This is a genomic window from Erwinia sp. PME.40.26/001 (assembly GCF_055556675.1).
On the sequence record NZ_JBVHNP010000005.1, the window covers coordinates 241756 to 260345 of the forward strand.

Genomic DNA, 18590 nt, shown 5'->3' on the forward strand with positions numbered 1-18590 from the left:
CTCAGCATTAACGCAGCACGAGATCGCCCGCCGGAATACAGCTACAGCTCAGTAGTGTGCCATCCTCACGGACTGCCCCTTTTTTCAGCGCGGTCACTTCCCCACTGACACGCGTCACCTTGCAGCTTCCGCAGATGCCCGACCGGCAGGAATAGGGGATTTTGATGCCCTGCAACTCCAGCTGTTCCAGCAACACCAGCTGATTATTCCCGTTAAAATGTTGTCCCTGCCAGCAAATGTCCAGGGTGCGGGTCGCGGAACTTTCTACCGCCAGCGTCTCGGTCACCTGCCCGGCACCGTAAGCGCGTGGCGTATGGGTGGTCAGTATCTCAACTTCATCCCCCACCCGAACAATACCGCTGCTGCGCGCCACCAGGTTAAGGCCAAAGTCAATGTCACCGCTGCCATCCTGTGCGCTGCGAAAACGTTGTAAGGTATTGAGCGGTTCGCCTGCGGGATGTTTGCGCCCGTGCTGAGGGCTGATGGTGGTCAACACACAGCGGCTACACGGCTTGGGCACATCAAAAATAATCTCCCCAATGCGCAGAGACGACCAGCTGTCCTCTGCCCAGGCACTGGCACCGCTGACGACCAGGTTAGGCCGGAACTGTTCCATACGCACGCCGGCAGGGCAGCGCTGTTGCAGATCGTGCAGTGAGGCGTCGTTGACCAGCAAAAACGGATAACCATCAGCAAAGCCCAACGGTACCCTATCCAGATCTTTAACCCGGCGGGTCATCTCCATCCCTACCCAGCGCAGTTGCACCTGGCGAGGGAAAAAGCCACTCAGCCACTGGTTAATATTTTCCGGCGCAATCTGCGCCGTAAATTTGTTCCCCCACACTTCTGTGGGGGCCGGTATTTCCTGAAAATCCGCAAAGCGCACGGTTGCGCTGCTGCCATCCGGTGCGGTGAGATGCAGTCCATCAACAATCAGCGCCGGGGTAAACAGCACCATCTCCGGATACTGTCTGGCGGTAATAAAGGTGCCATCCGGTTCGGTCAGCATAAAGATACGATCAAAGGCCAGACCGCTGGTCAGTGCCTGCGCGTGGGACACCTGCATCCCGCGCAGGGATTTCACCGGATGAACAAATAAACGAGACAGGTTGATCATGGCGATTCTCCATTGCGCCGTGCCGCTCACCCGGTTCTTTACAGGGTTTTTGCAGGAATAAGCGCTAACTTTATGACATGCCGCCATGATTAGCTATAATGCGCAGCAATTTTCTGATGACGATAAGTGACGCTATGAATTCTCTGTTTGCCAGTACGGCGCGTGGGCTCGAAGAGCTGTTAAAAAGTGAACTGGAAGCCCTGGGAGCGCAAGGCTGCCAGGTGGTCCAGGGCGGCGTACATTACCAGGGTGACGATCGTCTGATGTACCAGAGTCTGATGTGGAGCCGTCTGGCTTCACGTATTCTGCTGCCGTTAACGGAATGCGGTGTCTACAGCGACCTCGACCTCTATCTTGGGGTACAGGCGATTGACTGGCCTGCCATGTTTGGCAGTGATCAAACCTTTGTGGTGCATTTCAGCGGCCTGAATGAGGTGATCCGAAACAGCCAGTACGGCGCACTGAAAGTGAAGGATGCAATCGTCGACAGCTTTACCCGTAAAAACCTGCCGCGCCCGAATGTCGATCGTGAACAGGCGGATATCCGCGTCAATGTCTGGCTGAATAAAGACACCGCCAGCATTGCCCTCGATCTCAGCGGCGATGGCCTGCATCAGCGCGGCTATCGTCAGCAGACCGGACAGGCACCGTTGAAAGAGAATCTGGCTGCGGCTATCGTGCAGCGTTCCGGCTGGCAGGCAGGCACGCCGCTGGTCGACCCGATGTGTGGGTCCGGGACGTTACTGATTGAAGCCGCGATGATCGCCAGCGATCGTGCGCCGGGCTTGCAGCGTAAACACTGGGGCTTTACCGGCTGGAGTCGCTTTAATCAGCCGCTGTGGAGCGATATCACCCGCGAAGCGCACGAACGTGCGGCGAAGGGGTTGTCTGAAACCACCTCACGTTTCTACGGGTATGATAATGATTCACGCGTCATCGAGCGCGCACGTGCCAACGTCCGCAACGCCGGGCTGACCGATCTGATTACGTTGACTGCCCAGGATGTGCTGAAGCTGACCAATCCCCTGCCGCAGGGTGAGACGGGGACCGTGCTGAGTAACCCACCCTATGGGGAGCGACTGGACAGTGAACCCGCACTGATCGCGCTGCACAGCCAGCTGGGGCGTATTATGAAAACGCACTTCGGTGGCTGGAACCTGTCACTGTTCAGTGCCTCGCCCGAGTTGCTGAGCTGTCTGCAGCTGCGTGCCGATCGCCAGTTTAAAGCGAAAAACGGTCCACTCGACTGTGTACAGAAAAACTATCAGTTGGCAGAGAACCCAGGCGGGGCGTCGGCCGGCCAGTTGGCGGAGGATTATGCTAACCGCCTGCGTAAAAATTGTAAGAAGCTGGATAAGTGGGCGCGTCAGGAGGGTATCGAGTGTTATCGCGTGTATGATGCCGACCTCCCGGATTATAACGTGGCGGTAGACCGTTACGGTGACTGGGTGGTCGTGCAGGAGTATGCGGCACCGAAAACCATTGAGCCGGCAAAAGCCCGTCAGCGCCTGTTTGATGTCATTGCCGCGACCCTGAGCGTGCTGGAACTGCCCGCCAATCGCCTGGTACTGAAGACCCGCGAAAAGCAGAAAGGGAAAAGCCAGTATCAAAAACTGGGCGAAAAGGGCGATTTCTTCGAGGTGAGTGAGTTTAACGCTAAGTTATGGGTTAATCTGACGGACTATCTTGATACCGGCCTGTTCCTCGATCACCGTGTCGCCCGTAAGATGCTCGGGCAGATGAGCCGCGGAAAAGATTTCCTGAACCTGTTTGCTTATACCGGCAGCGCCAGCGTGCATGCCGGGCTCGGCGGCGCGCGCAGCACCACTACTATTGATATGTCACGTACTTATCTGGAGTGGGCAGAGCGCAATATGCGCCTTAACGGTCTTTCCGGGCGTCAGCACCGCCTGATGCAGGCTGACTGCCTGAGCTGGCTGCGCGATGCCGATGAACAGTTTGACCTGATCTTTATCGATCCGCCGACGTTCTCTAACTCCAAGCGAATGGAGGAAAGCTTTGACGTTCAGCGCGATCATCTCGATCTGATGAAAGATCTCAAGCGTATCCTGCGTCAAGGCGGCACCGTTATGTTCTCGAATAACAAACGCGGTTTCAAAATGGATCTGGCCGGACTGGAAGCGCTTGGCCTGGCTGCAACTGAAATCACCGCGAAAACCCAGTCACAGGATTTCGCCCGTAACCGTCAAATTCACAACTGCTGGCTGATCGTTCACGCCGGTAAGGAATAAGTTTTTATGTCATTAATCAGTATTCATGGTGCCTGGCTCTCATTCAGCGACGCGCCGCTGTTGGATAACACTGAACTGCACATCGAAGAAAACGAGCGTGTCTGTCTGGTTGGCCGTAACGGGGCGGGTAAATCCACCCTGATGAAAATCATTAACCGCGAGCAGCCACTTGATGACGGACGCATCATTTACGAACAGGATCTGGTGGTAGCGCGCCTCCAGCAGGATCCCCCGCGTAACGTGCAGGGGTCGGTGTATGACTTCGTTGCCGAAGGTGTGGAAGAGCAGGCCGAGCATCTCAAGGCCTATCACGCCATCTCTCATAAAGTCATGGAAGATCCGAGTGACAAGAACCTCAATGAGATGGCGCGCCTGCAGGGCATTCTTGACCACCAGAACCTGTGGCAGCTGGAAAGCCGTATTCACGATGTGCTGCAACAGATCGGCCTGGATGGGGAAGCGGACCTCTCCTCATTATCCGGCGGCTGGCTACGTAAAGCGGCCCTCGGCCGTGCGCTGGTCAGTAACCCGAAAGTACTGATGCTGGATGAGCCGACGAACCACCTGGATATCGAAACTATCGACTGGCTGGAAACGTTCCTGAAAACGTTCCAGGGCAGCATTATCTTCATCTCGCATGACCGTTCGTTTATCCGCAACATGGCAACGCGTATTGTTGACCTTGACCGCGGCAAGCTGGTGTCCTGGCCGGGCGACTACGACCTGTATCTGACCAGTAAAGAAGAAGCACTGCGCGTGGAAGAGATGCAGAATGCCGAATTCGACCGCAAGCTGGCGCAGGAAGAAGTGTGGATCCGTCAGGGGATCAAAGCCCGCCGCACGCGTAATGAAGGGCGTGTGCGCGCGCTGAAAGCGCTGCGTCGCGAACGTTCCGATCGCCGTGAAGTGATGGGCAAAGCCAATATGCAGGTCGAAGAGGCTTCCCGTTCCGGCAAGATTGTCTTTGAGCTGGAAAACGTTGACTACTCCGTGGGTGGTAAACAGCTGGTACGTAATTTCTCCCGTCAGGTCCAGCGTGGGGATAAAATTGCGTTGATTGGCTCTAACGGCTGCGGTAAAACCACCATGCTGAAGCTGATGCTGGATCAGCTGAAACCGGACAGCGGCCGCGTGCATATCGGTACTAAGCTGGAAGTCGCCTACTTCGATCAGCACCGCGCCGATCTGGATCCGGACCGCACGGTCATGGATAACCTGGCGGAAGGCAAACAGGAAGTGATGGTGAACGGTAAGCCACGCCACGTGCTGGGTTACCTGCAGGAGTTCCTGTTCCATCCGAAACGGGCGATGACACCGGTGCGGGCGCTGTCCGGCGGTGAGCGTAACCGCCTGCTGCTGGCGCGTCTGTTCCTCAAGCCGAGTAACCTGCTGATCCTCGATGAACCGACCAACGACCTTGATGTAGAAACGCTGGAACTGCTTGAAGAGCTGGTGGACGGATATCAGGGTACGGTTCTGCTGGTAAGTCACGATCGTCAGTTCGTCGATAACACCGTAACAGAATGCTGGATCTTCGAAGGCAACGGCGACATCGGGGCATTCGTGGGCGGCTATCACGATGCCCAGCTGCAGCGCAGCGCGTTTAAACAAAATCGTCTGGCGGCAAAGACCAGTGCATCGACGCAGCCACGCCAGGACAACACAAAAAGTGAAACGGCTAAAAAACCGGCTGCTAAGTTAAGCTACAATTTGCAGCGGGAGCTGGAGCAGCTGCCGAAGAAAATGGAAGAGCTGGAAGGCCGCCTGGAGGCCTATCAGGCACAGGTTGCCGATGCTAACTTCTTCAATCAGCCGCATGATGTAACTCAGCCCGTGCTGGACTCACTTGCTCTGGCTGAACAGGAGCTGGAAGTCGCTTTCGAGCGTTGGGAATATCTTGAGTCGTTAAGTAACGGCGCCTGATTCTGCTGTTCTGACATTACCGAGGGTCAGGTATGTGTTCGTCGCACCATGCGCATCAATGGATGCTCTGTCCGCAGTGTGATCTGATGACCCAGTTGCCAGATATCAGCCCGGGGAGCAGAGCAAGCTGCCCGCGCTGTCATACCACACTTCAGTCTAACTGGGTTGAGCCGCGCAAGCGGCCAACGGCTTATGCGCTGGCAGCGCTCTTTATGCTGCTACTGGCGAACCTGTTTCCTTTCGTCAATATGCAGGTTGCCGGACTGAGCAGCGAAATTACCCTGGCAAAGATACCGCAGGTAATGGTTTCCGATGACTACAGCAGTCTGGCGACCCTGTTTTTGCTGTTTGTGCAGGGGGTGCCAGCCTTATGTATGCTGATGATCCTGCTGCTGGTCAATGATATCCGGCTGCCGCTGGGGCTGAAACGCGTCATGGCCCGGGTGTTATTCCAACTAAAAACCTGGGGGATGGCGGAAATCTTCCTCGCAGGCGTGCTGGTGAGTTTCGTTAAACTCATGGCTTACGGCGATATTGGTATTGGCACCAGCTTTATCCCCTGGTGTCTTTTCTGTGTCTTACAGCTCAGAGCCTTTCAATGTATCGACCGTCGCACGTTGTGGCTGCAGGTTGCCCCACTGCCCGCGCTACCCGCAGTCCCGCAGGCGGGGATTAGTGGTTTGCGTCAGGGATTGCGCTCCTGTCGTTGCTGTACGGCGGTGCTGGCCAGCGATGTGCTGGCATGCCCTCGCTGCGGCGTTGATGGCCATGCGCGACGCAGGCACAGCTTACAGTGGACGATGGCCTTACTGATTACCTCGATCCTGCTGTATATCCCGGCCAACGTGATGCCAATTATGGTTACCGAGGCATTGGGGAACAAAATGAACTCCACCATCATGGCAGGGGTGATCATCCTGTGGGGTGATGGGTCCTATCCGGTAGCGCTGGTGATTTTTATCGCCAGTATTATGGTTCCCTCGCTGAAAATGCTGGCGATAGGCTGGCTTTGCTGGCACGCCAACGGCCGGGACAACAACCGGTATGACAGCGACAGAATGCACAAGATTTATGAAGTGGTTGAGTTCGTCGGGCGCTGGTCAATGATTGACGTCTTTGTTATCGCCGTCCTGTCGGCGCTGGTGCGCATGGGCCAATTAATGAGTATTTATCCTGCTAACGGCGCGGTGCTGTTTGCCCTGGTGGTTATCCTGACGATGTTTGCTGCCATGACCTTTGACCCGCGTCTTACCTGGGATCGGATACAAGAAAAGAGTACTGAGGAGCCTGAAAAGTGACGGACAATAACCACGGCGTAGCCACGGTAGATAAGATTAAACGCTGGTCGCCGGTGTGGATCATTCCCATCGTCACCGTGTTGATCGGTGCATGGATTTTGTTTTACCACTTCAGCCATCAGGGGCCGCTGGTGACGTTAATCACCACCAACGCGGAAGGGATTGTGGGCGGTAAAACCACCATTAAAAGCCGCAGCGTTGATGTTGGTGTGGTGGAGAGCGCCGTGCTGACGGACGATCTGCATCATGTTGAGATCAAAGCACGCCTCAATGCTGGCATGGAAAAACTGCTGCGCGAAGACAGTGCCTTCTGGGTGGTAAAACCGGCCATTGGCCGTGAAGGGGTCACCGGATTGGGAACGCTTCTCTCGGGTGCCTATATTGAGCTGCAGCCTGGCTCAAAAGGCGAAAAAGCCGGACAGTACCAACTGCTGGATGCGCCGCCGCTGGCACCACCTGATGCAAAGGGTATCCGTATTACGCTGGACAGTGAAAAGGCCGGACAGCTGAACGCGGGCGATCCGGTACTGTTTCGTGGATATCGCGTCGGAACCGTTGAAACCAGCGCCTTTGACGCAGATAAACGTATGATGACTTATCAGCTGTTTATTGCTGCGCCATACGATCGCCTGATCACCAGTAACGTTCGCTTCTGGAAGGATAGCGGGATTGCTGTCGACATGTCTGCCTCCGGAATGCGTGTTGAGATGGGTTCACTGACCACGCTGTTTAGCGGGGGTGTCAGCTTTGATGTTCCGGAAGGGTGGGAGCGCGGCGATTTGGCACAAAACAAGGCGGAATACCGGCTATTTAACGACCAGCGCAGCATCCAGGATTCCCTCTACAGCGTACACAAAGACTTCCTCCTGTTCTTCAATGATTCCATCCGTGGCCTGCAGAAAGGCGCGCCGGTGGAGTTCCGTGGCATTCGTCTGGGTACCGTTGCTGAAGTGCCGTTTACCATGCCTGGCATGGCTCAACGCCTGAACAATGATTACCGGATACCGGTGCTGATCCGCATTGAACCGGATCGTTTCCAGAAACAGTTGGGCAATGACTTTAACTTTGAGCAGCATCTGAAAGACGGCATAACTCATGGATTACGAGCCTCACTGAAGTCCGCTAACCTGCTGACGGGGTCGCTGTATGTTGATCTCGACTTCTACAGCAATGCCAAACCGGTGACGGGACCGTCAACCTTTGCTGACTATGCGCTGATCCCGACGATGACGGGCGGCCTGGCGCAGATCCAGCAGAAACTGATGGAGTCGCTGGATAAGATTAACAGCCTGCCACTCAATCCGCTGCTGAATGAAGCAACAGGGACGCTGAAAGAGAGCCAGCGTACGCTGCGCGAAATGCAGAAAACCCTGGATAATCTTAATCAGATCACCTCGAGTCAGTCGATGAAAGAGCTGCCTGCAGATATGCAAAGCACGCTGCGTGAGCTGAACCGAAGCATGAAAGGCTTCCAGCCTGGCTCCCCGGCTTACAATAAGATGGTGGGTGATATGCAGCGTCTCGATCAGGTCCTGCGTGAATTGCAGCCCGTATTGAAAACGCTCAACAGCAAGAGCAATGCGCTGGTCTTTGAAGCGAAACCCGGTCAGGACCCACAGCCGAAGAGGGCAAAACAATGATGAAATGGATACCCGTTGTGCTGGCACTGGGACTCAGTGCCTGCAGTAGTAGCCCTGAAACTGTTTATTATCAGCTGCCAGCGGCGGACAAAACGCTCGTCGCCAGCAGTAAGACGGTGAGTACACCGGTCTGGGTGGAACGTGTCTCTGTGCCAGACTATCTGGCCGGGAATGGCGTGGTGTACCAGAGCAATGATGTTCAGTACGTCATTGCCGCCAATAACCAGTGGGCGAGTCCACTGGATCAGCAGTTGCAGCAGACGCTGGTGACCAATCTGAGCACCAGCCTGCCCGCGGCGCTGATCTCCTCGTCGCCTCTCGGCCAGACGCACGATACGCTGAATGTGACCGTGACCGGTTTCCATGGCCGTTATGATGGTCATGCCATTATCAGCGGCGAGTGGATTCTCGAACATAACGGCAAACTGCAGAAACAGCCGTTCTCGCTGTCGTTACCGCAAAGTGAAGATGGTTACGACGGGTTAATAAGAACGCTGGCTAAAGGATGGCAGCAAATTGCGGGACAGGTCGCTAATGCGATTATTCGCGAACAATAAGTAAAAATTAACTAACGCACTAAGCCTTTGATAGTTGCAGAGCCCCACTTCTGCCGCATCAAAGGCTTTTTTTATGTAAATCAGCAGGGTGCGATAGATTTAGCTTCAGCTGCCGTCATTTTCCGGCCCCGCCAGTGGGACAGCATGATGACAGTCGCATTAAATTTGCGCGTTGATCTTTATTCAAAGTCGCGGTAAAACTGAAGCGTGGTTGCACGAAACGTAACCACTGTTTTCTTTCCACCAGATTCCACCAGACAAAATGAGGGAAACGCGGCATGAAGAGACAGAAACGAGATCGCCTTGATCGGGCGCAGTCACGGGGTTATCACGCAGGCATTACAGGACGCTCAAAAGAGATGTGTCCGTATCAAATGCTCGATGCTCGATCTCACTGGTTGGGAGGTTGGCGACAAGCCATGGAGGACAGGTCAGTTACCGCGTAGCGGCCTGTTATTGAGAAGGAAAGACCTCCGCTGCTGCGGAGGTTTTCATTTAAACTGTTATCGTTCACGCCTCAGAAACACAGTCCTTCATGTGAACGAATCAGGTTAAAAGGATTAGAATGCGGTGGTGTCTTTAAACAGGCCCACTTTCAGGTCGGTAGCGGTATAAATCACGTTACCATCGACCAGCACTTCACCATCTGCCACGCCCATCACCAGTTTACGGTTAATAACGCGTTTGAAGTGAATGCGGTAGGACACTTTCTTCGCCGTTGGCAGAACCTGCCCGGTGAACTTCACTTCACCTACGCCCAGTGCGCGACCTTTACCTTCGGCACCCAACCAGCCAAGGTAGAAGCCGACCAGCTGCCACATGGCGTCAAGGCCGAGGCAGCCAGGCATGACCGGGTCATTGATAAAATGACAGCCGAAGAACCACAGATCCGGATTGATATCCAGTTCCGCTTCAACGAATCCTTTCCCGTAGTTACCGCCGTCTTCGGTCATCTTAACCACCCGGTCCATCATCAACATATTGCCGGCTGGCAATGGCGGGCCTTCTGCGCCAAATAATTCACCGCGACCAGAGGCAATCAGGTCTTCTTTTGTATAGGATTCGCGTTTATCTACCATAGTCTCAATAAGCCTTATTTTAATGAAGCACGGAGTTTAGCTTACACGTGTACGCCGGACAAGTCCGATCAGCCTGGAGTAAACCAGTTTAACCAGCGCAGGGGCCACGGGCGATGACGTGCATCCGGATGGAGCATCTGAGCAATCCGCTCCTGAATCGAACGGTGCAGGCAGGCGCCGGTTTCTTTATCCCACTCCATACCGGTTAGCAGAGGCAGCGCCTCATCGACGCTCGACACGGCCCAGAGGTGGAATTTACCTTCCCGCACGGCATCCACAACGTCCTGTTGCAGGGAGAGATGGCGTACGTTCGCTGCAGGGATGATCACCCCCTGAGAACCGGTTAACGTGCGCTGCTGACAGACATTGAAGAAGCCTTCAATTTTTTCATTCAGGCCGCCGACCGGCTGCACGCGACCAAACTGATCGACAGAGCCGGTGACCGCCAGCTGCTGATTGATGGGCTGTGAGGCGAGGGCGCTTATCAGAGCACACAGTTCTGCCAGCGAGGCGCTGTCACCATCGACTTCGGAATAGGACTGCTCGAAAACCAGCGAGGCAGAAAATGGCAGCTGCTGCTCAAGTTCCAGTTCAGCAATCAGCCAGGCCTGCATAATCATCATGCCTTTTGCATGAATATTTCCGCCCAGCTCGGCCTTGCGCTCCACGTCCATAAACTCACCGTCACCGGCGTGGACGACGCAGCTGATACGGGAGGGTTCGCCAAAAGCACGCGGGTGGCCAGGGAATTCCATAACGGACAGCGCATTGATCTGGCCGATCATTTCCCCTTCTGTTTCGATCAGGATCTGATCGAGCAGAATTTCATCGCGAATACGTTCCGGCAGGAAGCCTTCGCGCCATTCGCGAGTGCTGAGGGCATCCTGCAGATTCTGTGCTGAAATACGTTCATCTTCACTGTAGAGCGCAGCATCCTGAAGTTGCCGGCCCAGCCACTGAGGATCCAGGGGCAGCGTATCCTGATCGCCTGTATAGCGTGCAGCCTCACGGATCAGTACCGGCCAGAAATCGACATCAGGAACCGGATATTCCAGGCTGACAGCTACATTTTTCACCCACTGTATCCAGTGAATAAACTCTTCGTCATCGACCAGTTGGATATTATCTTCAAACTCGCTGTACAGTGACAGTGCGGCCAGTTCAGGCTCCATCTCCTGTAAATCAGCCAGCACATCGCGTTCGCCAATCAGCACCAGGCGAAACGCCATCGGCATGGAAGGGACAGCCAGAGGAAGAGGGCGGGTTTCATCCGGCGAATACCAGTCAAAACGCTGGTTCACCATGATCTGTTTCAAACGCAGCCAGAGTAAAGGCTGTGCCATCAGCGCACGCAAGGAGAGGATCAGCACTCCGCCATTGGCACGGTGTACCAGTCCCGGGGACAGGGTGATCCTCGACTGATGGACGCGCACGCAGCCAAAAAGCTGCTCTGCTTCGATCCATTCAGCCTGATGAATTCCCCCTTCGCTGGCGAAATTATCCGCAGCGCTCTGTGCCGGACGCCAGCTAATTTCATGGTCACTGATATCATAGTGACCCCCAAAAAGCGCGGTGGGATCTTCTTCGCCAGCGATGGCGGAGAGAATGTTTTGCAGCAGGGCAAGGTATTCCGCGCTTTCGGGACTTTTGACCAGCATGAGCGGGACTTTAGCCGGCGTTTGCAGTAACAGGTTCAGCCCGTTAAACAGACGTGCCTGCACGGATGCAAAGCATTCTGTTTCGGAAGCTGGTGCCTGCGAGAGGAGATGCTGAAAGCGTTCTGTATCGGGCTGCAGGGCGCGCCACTCTAATCGGTTGTTGGTCAAAGTTATCGTATTTTTCTGAATGAATAAAAGCGGCATTATACAATATTTCAGCCTGTTAAGCACAGCAGACATGCACATCTGCGTCGCTTGCGTTAACATTACGATGAGTGTTCCTGTTTTGTTTACAGCCTGATGAAAAAAAGCTGTTATTCTTAACCTGTTATGTGGTCAGCATGAGATTCCGATGAAATATCAGCAGCTGGAAAATCTTGAAAGCGGATGGAAATGGAAATACCTGGTTAAAAAGCACCGCGAAGGTGAACTGATAACGCGTTACATTGAGTTAAGCGCAGCGCAGGCTGCCGTCGATGAATTGCTCGTGATGGAGAACCGACCGGTAGAGGTATTGAAATGGATTAGCCTGCACATCAATCCGGCGCTGGAAAACCGCATGAAGCAGACAATCCGTGCACGCCGCAAGCGTCATTTCAATGCTGAACACCAGCACACGCGAAAAAAGTCGATCGATTTAGAATATCTGGTATGGCAGCGCCTGGCGGGCCTCGCCCAGCGTCGTAACAGCACCTTGTCCGAAACCATCGTACAGCTCATTGAAGATGCCGAACGTAAAGAGCAGTACGCCAGCCAGATGTCGTCACTGAAGCAGGATCTGAAAGCCATTTTGGGTAAGCCCGAATAACGCCGTTTATTCAGGACAGGTTCTGATTGATTCGTTCTCTTCAGACAATAAAAAACCCCGCCGAAGCGGGGTTTTTTTTAACGAGATAACTTAAGCCTGTGGCTGAGTTACAACGTCTTTGATGCCTTTAACTTCGATTTCTACGCGACGGTCTGGCGCCAGGCAGTCGATCAGGGCATTACGGCCTTTCACGCTGTCACAGGTGCTGCCGGTAACAGGGTTAGATTTACCCTCGCCACGTGCAGAGATCTTGTTAGAAGGGATGCCTTTAGACACGAGGTAGTCTACTACAGACTGAGCGCGTTTTTCAGACAGTTTCTGGTTGTACTGCTCGGAACCGATACGGTCGGTGTAACCCAGCACGACAACAGAGCCATCTTTCGGATCCAGGTTGCTCAGCTGAGTGTACAGCTGATCCAGTGCCTGCTGACCTTCTGGCTTCAACGTTGCTTTGTTGAAGTTGAACAGAACGTCAGACTTCAGGGTGAAACGCTTGGTTTCAACAACTGGAGCTGGAGCCGGAGCTGGAGCAACAACTGGTGCTACTGCATCATCCTGACCGAAACGGTAGGAAACGCCAACACTCAGCATTGAGTTATCAGGACGTGCACCAACGGTACCTGCGTCACCGATGTTGTTAACCCACTGGTAGTCCAGACGGGTTGCCCAGTTTTTGGTCACTGCATATTCAACACCAACCGCGGCCAGTGGAGAAACACCGGTGTCGTGGTCGCTGATGCGAGTGCCGTTAGCGTTCTGGGTGGAGTCTGCACGCCATACCATACCGCCCAGACGGGTATAAACGTCCAGGTCATCCATTACTGGGTAGCTTAATTTAGCTGCCAGCTGAACGCCCTGTGCTTTGAAAGCACCGTTTACGTTGTTGCCTTTGTTAGGCATACGGCCTAACCAGTCGTAACCCAGCTCGAAGCCCAGGTACTGGTTAGCCTGGTAACCACCGAACGCACCAGCACCAAGCTGGCTTTCATGCGATGGACCATCGTTATCTTGGTAACCGTTACCGTAGTAACCTTTGTCGTGGTACTGAGACCAGCCCAGTTTAGCACCGGTATACCAGGTGTCATCTTTAGGAGCGGCCTGCGCTACGGTAGCGAAGCCAGCCAGTGCCACTGCAATTGCGATAGCTGTCTTTTTCATTTTTGCGCCTCGTTATCATCCAAATAGGCAATGAGCTTTAATTTAGCTCTTTGGTTTAATCCTTCGCCGGGTTATGAAGCTCGATTATGACTCTTCCAAAAAATGGAGGTTATTGAGCACCCTGGCGAGCTAAAGTCTACAACGTACCAGCAAACTTACAAGTATGATGTGACGATGGTCAGCAAAAAAACAGGCTTTCATACACAATTTTTAACATTTCAGGGTGAATTCTTTGCCTCAAATGGGGTCTGAGAACGCAGCTAACCCATTGTCCCGCCGCGTCATAACATAATCAGGCGGTTATCTTGGCTCTGTGAGAGAAAAAGGCTGAGAAAAATCTCATTTTTACTTAATGATACAAAGTTGAGTGAATTCTTAGGCCATTTAATGGTCTGGTTGAAGGATAAATACTGCTTTCAGTACGCATAATGAGTCCTAACGCCTGGCCTGAACTGGCCGCTTCCTGCAATCGGATCCGGTCATTTTCTGACACGTCTTCTTCCAGCCATCCCAAAACCACACTGTAGTTACCCGTCTGCAACGCTTTGATCATTGCCTCTACCGTCGTGATTGCGCTGGAGTGAGAAGACTGCATCACTTTATCCAGCGGCAACCCGACACGCTGTAACCAGTCACGGCTCAATTTTTGCTGTGGGGTAAGCCAAAGCTGCCAGCGAGACTGCGTTCCCAGTTGCTGCAGCAGGGGCAACAGCAGCAATTGAGTCATATCAGGTTGATTCTCACTGTAGATCAGTTCGCTGATCAGGCCGTTAGCACATGGGGACGCCGCAGGGGCTGGCGTAGTAGTGTGCAGACTACGACGAACAGATTGAGATTTCAGAGAATGAGTACGCATAATGTCTTCGCTCACCAGTTGACTGTATGGATATACAGTATAGTCGCAGTGAGCAAAGATCAACCTTAATCTTGTTCTCCCATTGCTACGCACCTGAACGGTTCAGCGCCTGCCCCATGCTCTTTCTGCGGCGATCCTTTGCAGTTCTTTCACCCGACCAGCCTGTTCAGTGGGTGAGATGATGTTTGCGGGCGAAGGATTCTTCCCGATGTTCGTCAGGATTTTCTGCCGTATCAGCAAGGCCTGAATGGCTGTTGAAACTTCTGTGGTGGATAAGACTGTGTTCTGCCAGTGTCGCTTCCTGGCCCTGCGCAACAGAGGCCATAGCGAGAAGCAGGAAGAATAGCGTGATAATTTTTTCGTTCACTTTCATTGTTTCTCTCAGGTGAGCCAGTACGTTGTGACGATTACTATGCCTTCAGATTCGTCATGATTCGTCAGGCTAATTTAAACCCGTAGTCGGAACTGTGTGTATTAACAACGGATGTCACTCTTTTTATAACGCTGGCACGCCTGGGGGCAGATGCCCCTCCCCAATGAGGTATATTCCGCAGGTGATGAAGTAATAAAATTATACGATCGGTTAAGTATTATGTAACGACCAGGACAGTGACGATTTATTTAACGCTTCTTAACAGAAAACCGCGTTAGTCAGTGCAGTCAGACATCAGTGCGGTATTTCATGGCATACGAATGATAATAGAGTATTTTGATGTAACATATTGATTATTATGTTCATTTGATTTATTTGTGTTAATTTTTGTTTTTTAAATTAATCAATCGATTAAGTGTCATGCTGGCTGGTCATCTGAATGCGATTGGCCAGCATAATAAATGACAGGATTTGACTCAGCCTGAGAAGTGATGTTTTTCGTAATGCCTCGCAAAAATGCAATGTTATCCACGGAATGTTGATATATTCATTGAACCTGTAATCAGGATTGCCTATTTTCTGTGATGTGGTTTACGTCGGTACAGTGAGTTAATTCTGTAATAGTAGCAGGGGAGAATATGGATAATTCAAAGCGTAAAATAGCAGAAGCAAAAGAGCGGCTGGCTCCGCTGGGTGACGTTCAGTCCAGGACGCAGTTTGGTGGCTATTGTCTGGCCGTTGAAAAAACGGTATTTGCCGTGGTGGCTGAAGGCGAAATGTATCTGCGGGCCTGTGAACAGGTTCAGCCCTATATCGTTGAACGCAAAATGCAGCCGTTAAGCCTGAACAAGCGCGGTGTGCCGGTAGAACTGAACTATTATCGTGTCGATGGAGCACTGTGGTCTGACGACGAGCAACTGCTGGCGCTCTCGCATCTCTGCCTGCAGGGAGCGAGGCGTCAGCAGCAGGAGCGTCAGCGTAACCGCCGGCTGAAAGATTTACCCAATCTGGGGATAAGAATGGAGATGTTACTGCGGCAGGTCGGTATCACTACCGTTGACATGCTGATTCAGAAGGGGGCAAAACGCAGCTGGCTCCTCATACGTTCCTGCAATCAAAATCTCGGTTTACCCGTTTTATTTGCCTTACACGGGGCGATTGTCGGACGCCATCACGCTGCGCTCCCCCCGGAGGTCAAAGAGGAGCTGCGTGCCTGGTTCCACTACAACGTGGAACGGGAACAAAACAGACGGCACAAACAGAATTAGCCGCGCAGCAGGATCTGTTTTTTGAGGCGCGTAATCTCGGGTAAAAGAGCCACCAGTAATCCTACCTGCTGTAATACCAGTGGCTCTTTAGTATTGGCATCCGCGCGGTAGTTCTGAATACGCAAGGCCAGGCTGTCCATCATACGCCGGGCTTTTTCCTCATCGACAATGTCCACGTGCAGTACATCGTCAACGTAACAGGCAGCATCATCCAGCAGCTGCAGCATGGCATCGCTGTCCAGTTTTTCCCGGTGTGCTCCAAGCGCTGAAATATAACTCAGGAAGGAGTGGTTAAGGCATAGAAGCCGGAATGCTGCCTCTCTAAGGGTCTGATCGGATTTATTTTCAACTGAGAGATTAGAAACAACCGAGGCCAGTTCAGCGTCACCGTTGTGGGCGTCACGGCGGGCGATACGATAATCCAGTCGGTTATCTTTCCCCTGGTGATACTGCACCAGAATCGCATCCAGATACCTGCAGTTTGCATTCAATGTGCGTTCCGCAACGGCAGGAAGCTGGCGGAAGCGCCAGTCAGGCCAGATAAATGCCACCGCCAGCCAGGCAATGCCACAGCCGATAAGCGTATCAATTATGCGTGGCAGGGCGACTTCAAAGCCTTCACCCAGAAGGTTGAAGCAGAGCAGCACCAGCAGCGTAATAAACATCGTGGCATGGGCGTACTGGACATTACGGAACGCAAAGAAAAGTACCCCGGTAACCACAATCAGTATCAGCTGACCTTCAATGGAAGGCACCAGCCAGAGTAGCGGCAGTCCGAGCACAATACCCGCCAGCGTACCGATAATACGCAAGGCCAGCCTGCGGCGCGTGGCGCTGTAGTTTGGCTGGCAGACAAACAGACTGGTGAGCAGGATCCAGTAACCATGCTGCAGGCCGGTCACCTGGATAAAAGCGTAACCGGTGCACAGCAGCAGTGACATCCTGACCGCATGACGAAACAGCGCAGACTCAGGGCTGAGATGACGGCTGAGGCGCAGGCGGACATCGCTCAAGCCCGTCAGACCCTCACTGGACAGCGTTTGATCGTGTTGTGAGCTTCTTTCTGCCAGTGCCTGCTCCGACTCGATCGTCGCCAGTTGGGCGTCAATCGCTTTCAGATTGTTGAGCAGGTATGACATGGCGTTAATTTCCGGGCTGTCCGGCTGTTGGCTGCTGATACGTTGCAGCGCAGTGTGCAGATTAACAAAGACCCGTTCGAAACGTGCGTCATGCTGATAGGGTTCACGCAGCAGGATCGCGCGCGAAAGGCGATGGCAGGCTTGTGCCTGCAACGAAAGCAGACGCTGGAAACGAAACAGGATGTCGCTCTCTCCCCATGCTTTACGCAGTGCATGGTACTGCACGTGGGAGGAACTGGCCCGTTCATGAATATCCTGGGCCACAAAATAGTAGTGCAGGGTGCGTTGTGTACCACGCTGGCCCCTGTCGCCGCGCAGACGCGACTGGATGGAGGCCTTAGCCTGATTAAGCAGGGCAACCAGCTGACTATTTGCCATAGCGACATCCACCAGCGTCTGGTGGTCGTCTCCTTCAATATCCGGATCAAACAGGCTGGCCTTGGCTTCCAGATAGCGGGCAAGCGCGGCAAAGCAGCGTGCAATATTCTCCTGCAGTGGCCGGATAGGGAACAGCAGATGGCCTGACAGGGTCAGCAGGTTATACCACACGGCTCCCAGCAGCAGCAGCGCAGGCTGAAGGTACCACTGCGGGAAAAGATTAATGCCCAGCATGGTGTAAATCGCTATCAGCAAAGCGCCAAAGGCGATAGTGGCATAGCGCGGGCCCAGCGATCCCAGCAGAATAAAGCCCCAACTGGAAACTGCCAGCCCGGCGACAAACAGCCAGGGATGCGGGAACAGCAGTTCAACAGAAACGGAGGCAATACAAAAGCAGATCAAAGTGATCAGCAGGTTTCGCAGTCGCCCGCTCAGGCGGTCATCAAGGTCAGCCAGCGCAGCGGCGACCACACCCAGCGTCAGGGGGATGGTCCAGGTGATCTGATCCAGCCACCAGGGTACGGCGGTGGTCCCGGCGAGTGCGAGCGTAATGCGAATATTATAGAGCCACGCGCTGTTCAAGGCGTGCCGGCGCAGACTGCCGATAAGAATTTTGCTCATGATGACGTTTTAGCGAAAGCGCGCGCGCGCATTGGCTTCACGAGCCGCCTGTGCGACTTCAACGGAAACCACCCGGCGACCGACAGGCCACAGTGCAATCGCGGCAATTTTAAAGTTGGCGATCCCTACCGGAATGCCAATGATGGTCAGGCATTGGGTGATCCCGGCCATAATGTGCATGACGCAAAGCCACCAGCCGAACAGCACCAGCCAGAAAATATTGAGTAACGTCCCGCCCGAGTTTAACAGCGCACTTTTCCCGGCAGGATTCAGCTCATCTACGTGGACGGCTTCATTGCCATAGGGGAACAGGGACAGTCGGGTAATTTCCCAGCATGAGCGGGTCAGGGGCAGGGTGAAAATAAAAATAATGCTCAACAGGGTGGCCACCAGCCAGGAGAAGGTCGTCAGGAACCCCCCCAGGACAAAATTAAGAACATTTAACACAGTGCGCATAACGCGTTT

The 18590-nt window shown here is 53.5% G+C and carries 16 protein-coding genes; 8 read left to right on the plus strand and 8 right to left on the minus strand.

The window, feature by feature from the left end:
- Positions 1–7 precede the first annotated feature (7 nt).
- Positions 8–1117 carry a YcbX family protein gene (locus ACZ3HG_RS16110; protein WP_465333387.1) on the minus strand — a complete coding sequence of 370 codons (1110 nt, stop codon included), beginning with the start codon at positions 1115–1117 and terminating at the stop codon, positions 8–10.
- Between the two features lie 134 nt (positions 1118–1251).
- Between ACZ3HG_RS16110 and rlmKL the strand changes: the two genes are divergently transcribed.
- The 6 genes from rlmKL (at position 1252) to rmf (ending at position 9233) form a co-directional block, all read left to right on the plus strand.
- Positions 1252–3369, plus strand: a complete 2118-nt coding sequence (rlmKL, locus tag ACZ3HG_RS16115) for a bifunctional 23S rRNA (guanine(2069)-N(7))-methyltransferase RlmK/23S rRNA (guanine(2445)-N(2))-methyltransferase RlmL (RefSeq protein ID WP_191933651.1) — start codon at positions 1252–1254, stop codon at positions 3367–3369.
- A 6-nt stretch (positions 3370–3375) separates the two neighbouring features.
- Positions 3376–5292, plus strand: a complete 1917-nt coding sequence (locus ACZ3HG_RS16120; protein ID WP_191933269.1) for an ABC transporter ATP-binding protein — start codon at positions 3376–3378, stop codon at positions 5290–5292.
- 32 nt (positions 5293–5324) lie between these two features.
- Positions 5325–6590 carry a membrane integrity-associated transporter subunit PqiA gene (pqiA, locus tag ACZ3HG_RS16125; RefSeq protein WP_191933268.1) on the plus strand — a complete coding sequence of 422 codons (1266 nt, stop codon included), beginning with the start codon at positions 5325–5327 and terminating at the stop codon, positions 6588–6590.
- On the plus strand, positions 6587–8230 hold the full coding sequence (gene pqiB, locus ACZ3HG_RS16130; RefSeq protein ID WP_191933267.1) for an intermembrane transport protein PqiB: 1644 nt from the start codon (positions 6587–6589) through the stop codon (positions 8228–8230). Before pqiA ends, pqiB begins: the two co-directional genes overlap by 4 nt.
- Positions 8227–8787 (plus strand): membrane integrity-associated transporter subunit PqiC, encoded by a 561-nt coding sequence (gene pqiC / locus ACZ3HG_RS16135; protein ID WP_191933266.1) that lies wholly within the window; start codon positions 8227–8229, stop codon positions 8785–8787. The genes pqiB and pqiC overlap by 4 nt, the downstream gene beginning before the upstream one ends.
- Positions 8788–9065: 278 nt before the next feature.
- Positions 9066–9233 (plus strand): ribosome modulation factor, encoded by a 168-nt coding sequence (gene rmf, locus ACZ3HG_RS16140; RefSeq protein WP_072277417.1) that lies wholly within the window; start codon positions 9066–9068, stop codon positions 9231–9233.
- A 114-nt stretch (positions 9234–9347) separates the two neighbouring features.
- On the opposite strand, the gene fabA is transcribed toward rmf, so the two are convergent.
- A complete protein-coding gene (gene fabA, locus ACZ3HG_RS16145) occupies positions 9348–9866 on the minus strand; it encodes a bifunctional 3-hydroxydecanoyl-ACP dehydratase/trans-2-decenoyl-ACP isomerase (RefSeq protein ID WP_062743839.1) in 519 nt (172 codons plus the stop codon).
- 68 nt (positions 9867–9934) lie between these two features.
- On the minus strand, positions 9935–11764 hold the full coding sequence (locus tag ACZ3HG_RS16150; protein ID WP_465333437.1) for an AAA family ATPase: 1830 nt from the start codon (positions 11762–11764) through the stop codon (positions 9935–9937).
- Between the two features lie 112 nt (positions 11765–11876).
- On the opposite strand from ACZ3HG_RS16150, the gene matP reads away from it, so the two are divergent.
- The gene (gene matP, locus ACZ3HG_RS16155; protein WP_191933265.1) at positions 11877–12332 is read left to right on the plus strand and encodes a macrodomain Ter protein MatP; all 456 of its coding nucleotides are present in this window, start codon (positions 11877–11879) and stop codon (positions 12330–12332) included.
- Between the two features lie 90 nt (positions 12333–12422).
- On the opposite strand, the gene ompA is transcribed toward matP, so the two are convergent.
- The 3 genes from ompA to ACZ3HG_RS16170 all read right to left on the minus strand — a co-directional run bounded on the left by ompA (position 12423) and on the right by ACZ3HG_RS16170 (position 14719).
- Positions 12423–13490 carry a porin OmpA gene (gene ompA / locus ACZ3HG_RS16160; RefSeq protein WP_062743837.1) on the minus strand — a complete coding sequence of 356 codons (1068 nt, stop codon included), beginning with the start codon at positions 13488–13490 and terminating at the stop codon, positions 12423–12425.
- A 349-nt stretch (positions 13491–13839) separates the two neighbouring features.
- The gene (gene sulA / locus ACZ3HG_RS16165; protein WP_465333390.1) at positions 13840–14346 is read right to left on the minus strand and encodes an SOS-induced cell division inhibitor SulA; all 507 of its coding nucleotides are present in this window, start codon (positions 14344–14346) and stop codon (positions 13840–13842) included.
- A 166-nt stretch (positions 14347–14512) separates the two neighbouring features.
- On the minus strand, positions 14513–14719 hold the full coding sequence (locus ACZ3HG_RS16170) for a hypothetical protein (protein ID WP_191933263.1): 207 nt from the start codon (positions 14717–14719) through the stop codon (positions 14513–14515).
- Between the two features lie 638 nt (positions 14720–15357).
- Between ACZ3HG_RS16170 and ACZ3HG_RS16175 the strand changes: the two genes are divergently transcribed.
- On the plus strand, positions 15358–15987 hold the full coding sequence (locus tag ACZ3HG_RS16175; RefSeq protein WP_191933262.1) for a TfoX/Sxy family DNA transformation protein: 630 nt from the start codon (positions 15358–15360) through the stop codon (positions 15985–15987).
- Here the strand turns inward: ACZ3HG_RS16175 and yccS are convergent.
- Both yccS and ACZ3HG_RS16185 read right to left on the minus strand, forming a co-directional pair.
- Positions 15984–18125, minus strand: coding sequence for a YccS family putative transporter (gene yccS / locus ACZ3HG_RS16180; protein ID WP_465333392.1), 2142 nt, complete (start codon positions 18123–18125; stop codon positions 15984–15986). The two genes, ACZ3HG_RS16175 and yccS, sit on opposite strands and share 4 nt — an antisense overlap.
- Positions 18126–18134: 9 nt before the next feature.
- Positions 18135–18581, minus strand: a complete 447-nt coding sequence (locus ACZ3HG_RS16185) for a YccF domain-containing protein (RefSeq protein ID WP_062743832.1) — start codon at positions 18579–18581, stop codon at positions 18135–18137.
- Between the last annotated feature and the right edge of the window lie 9 nt (positions 18582–18590).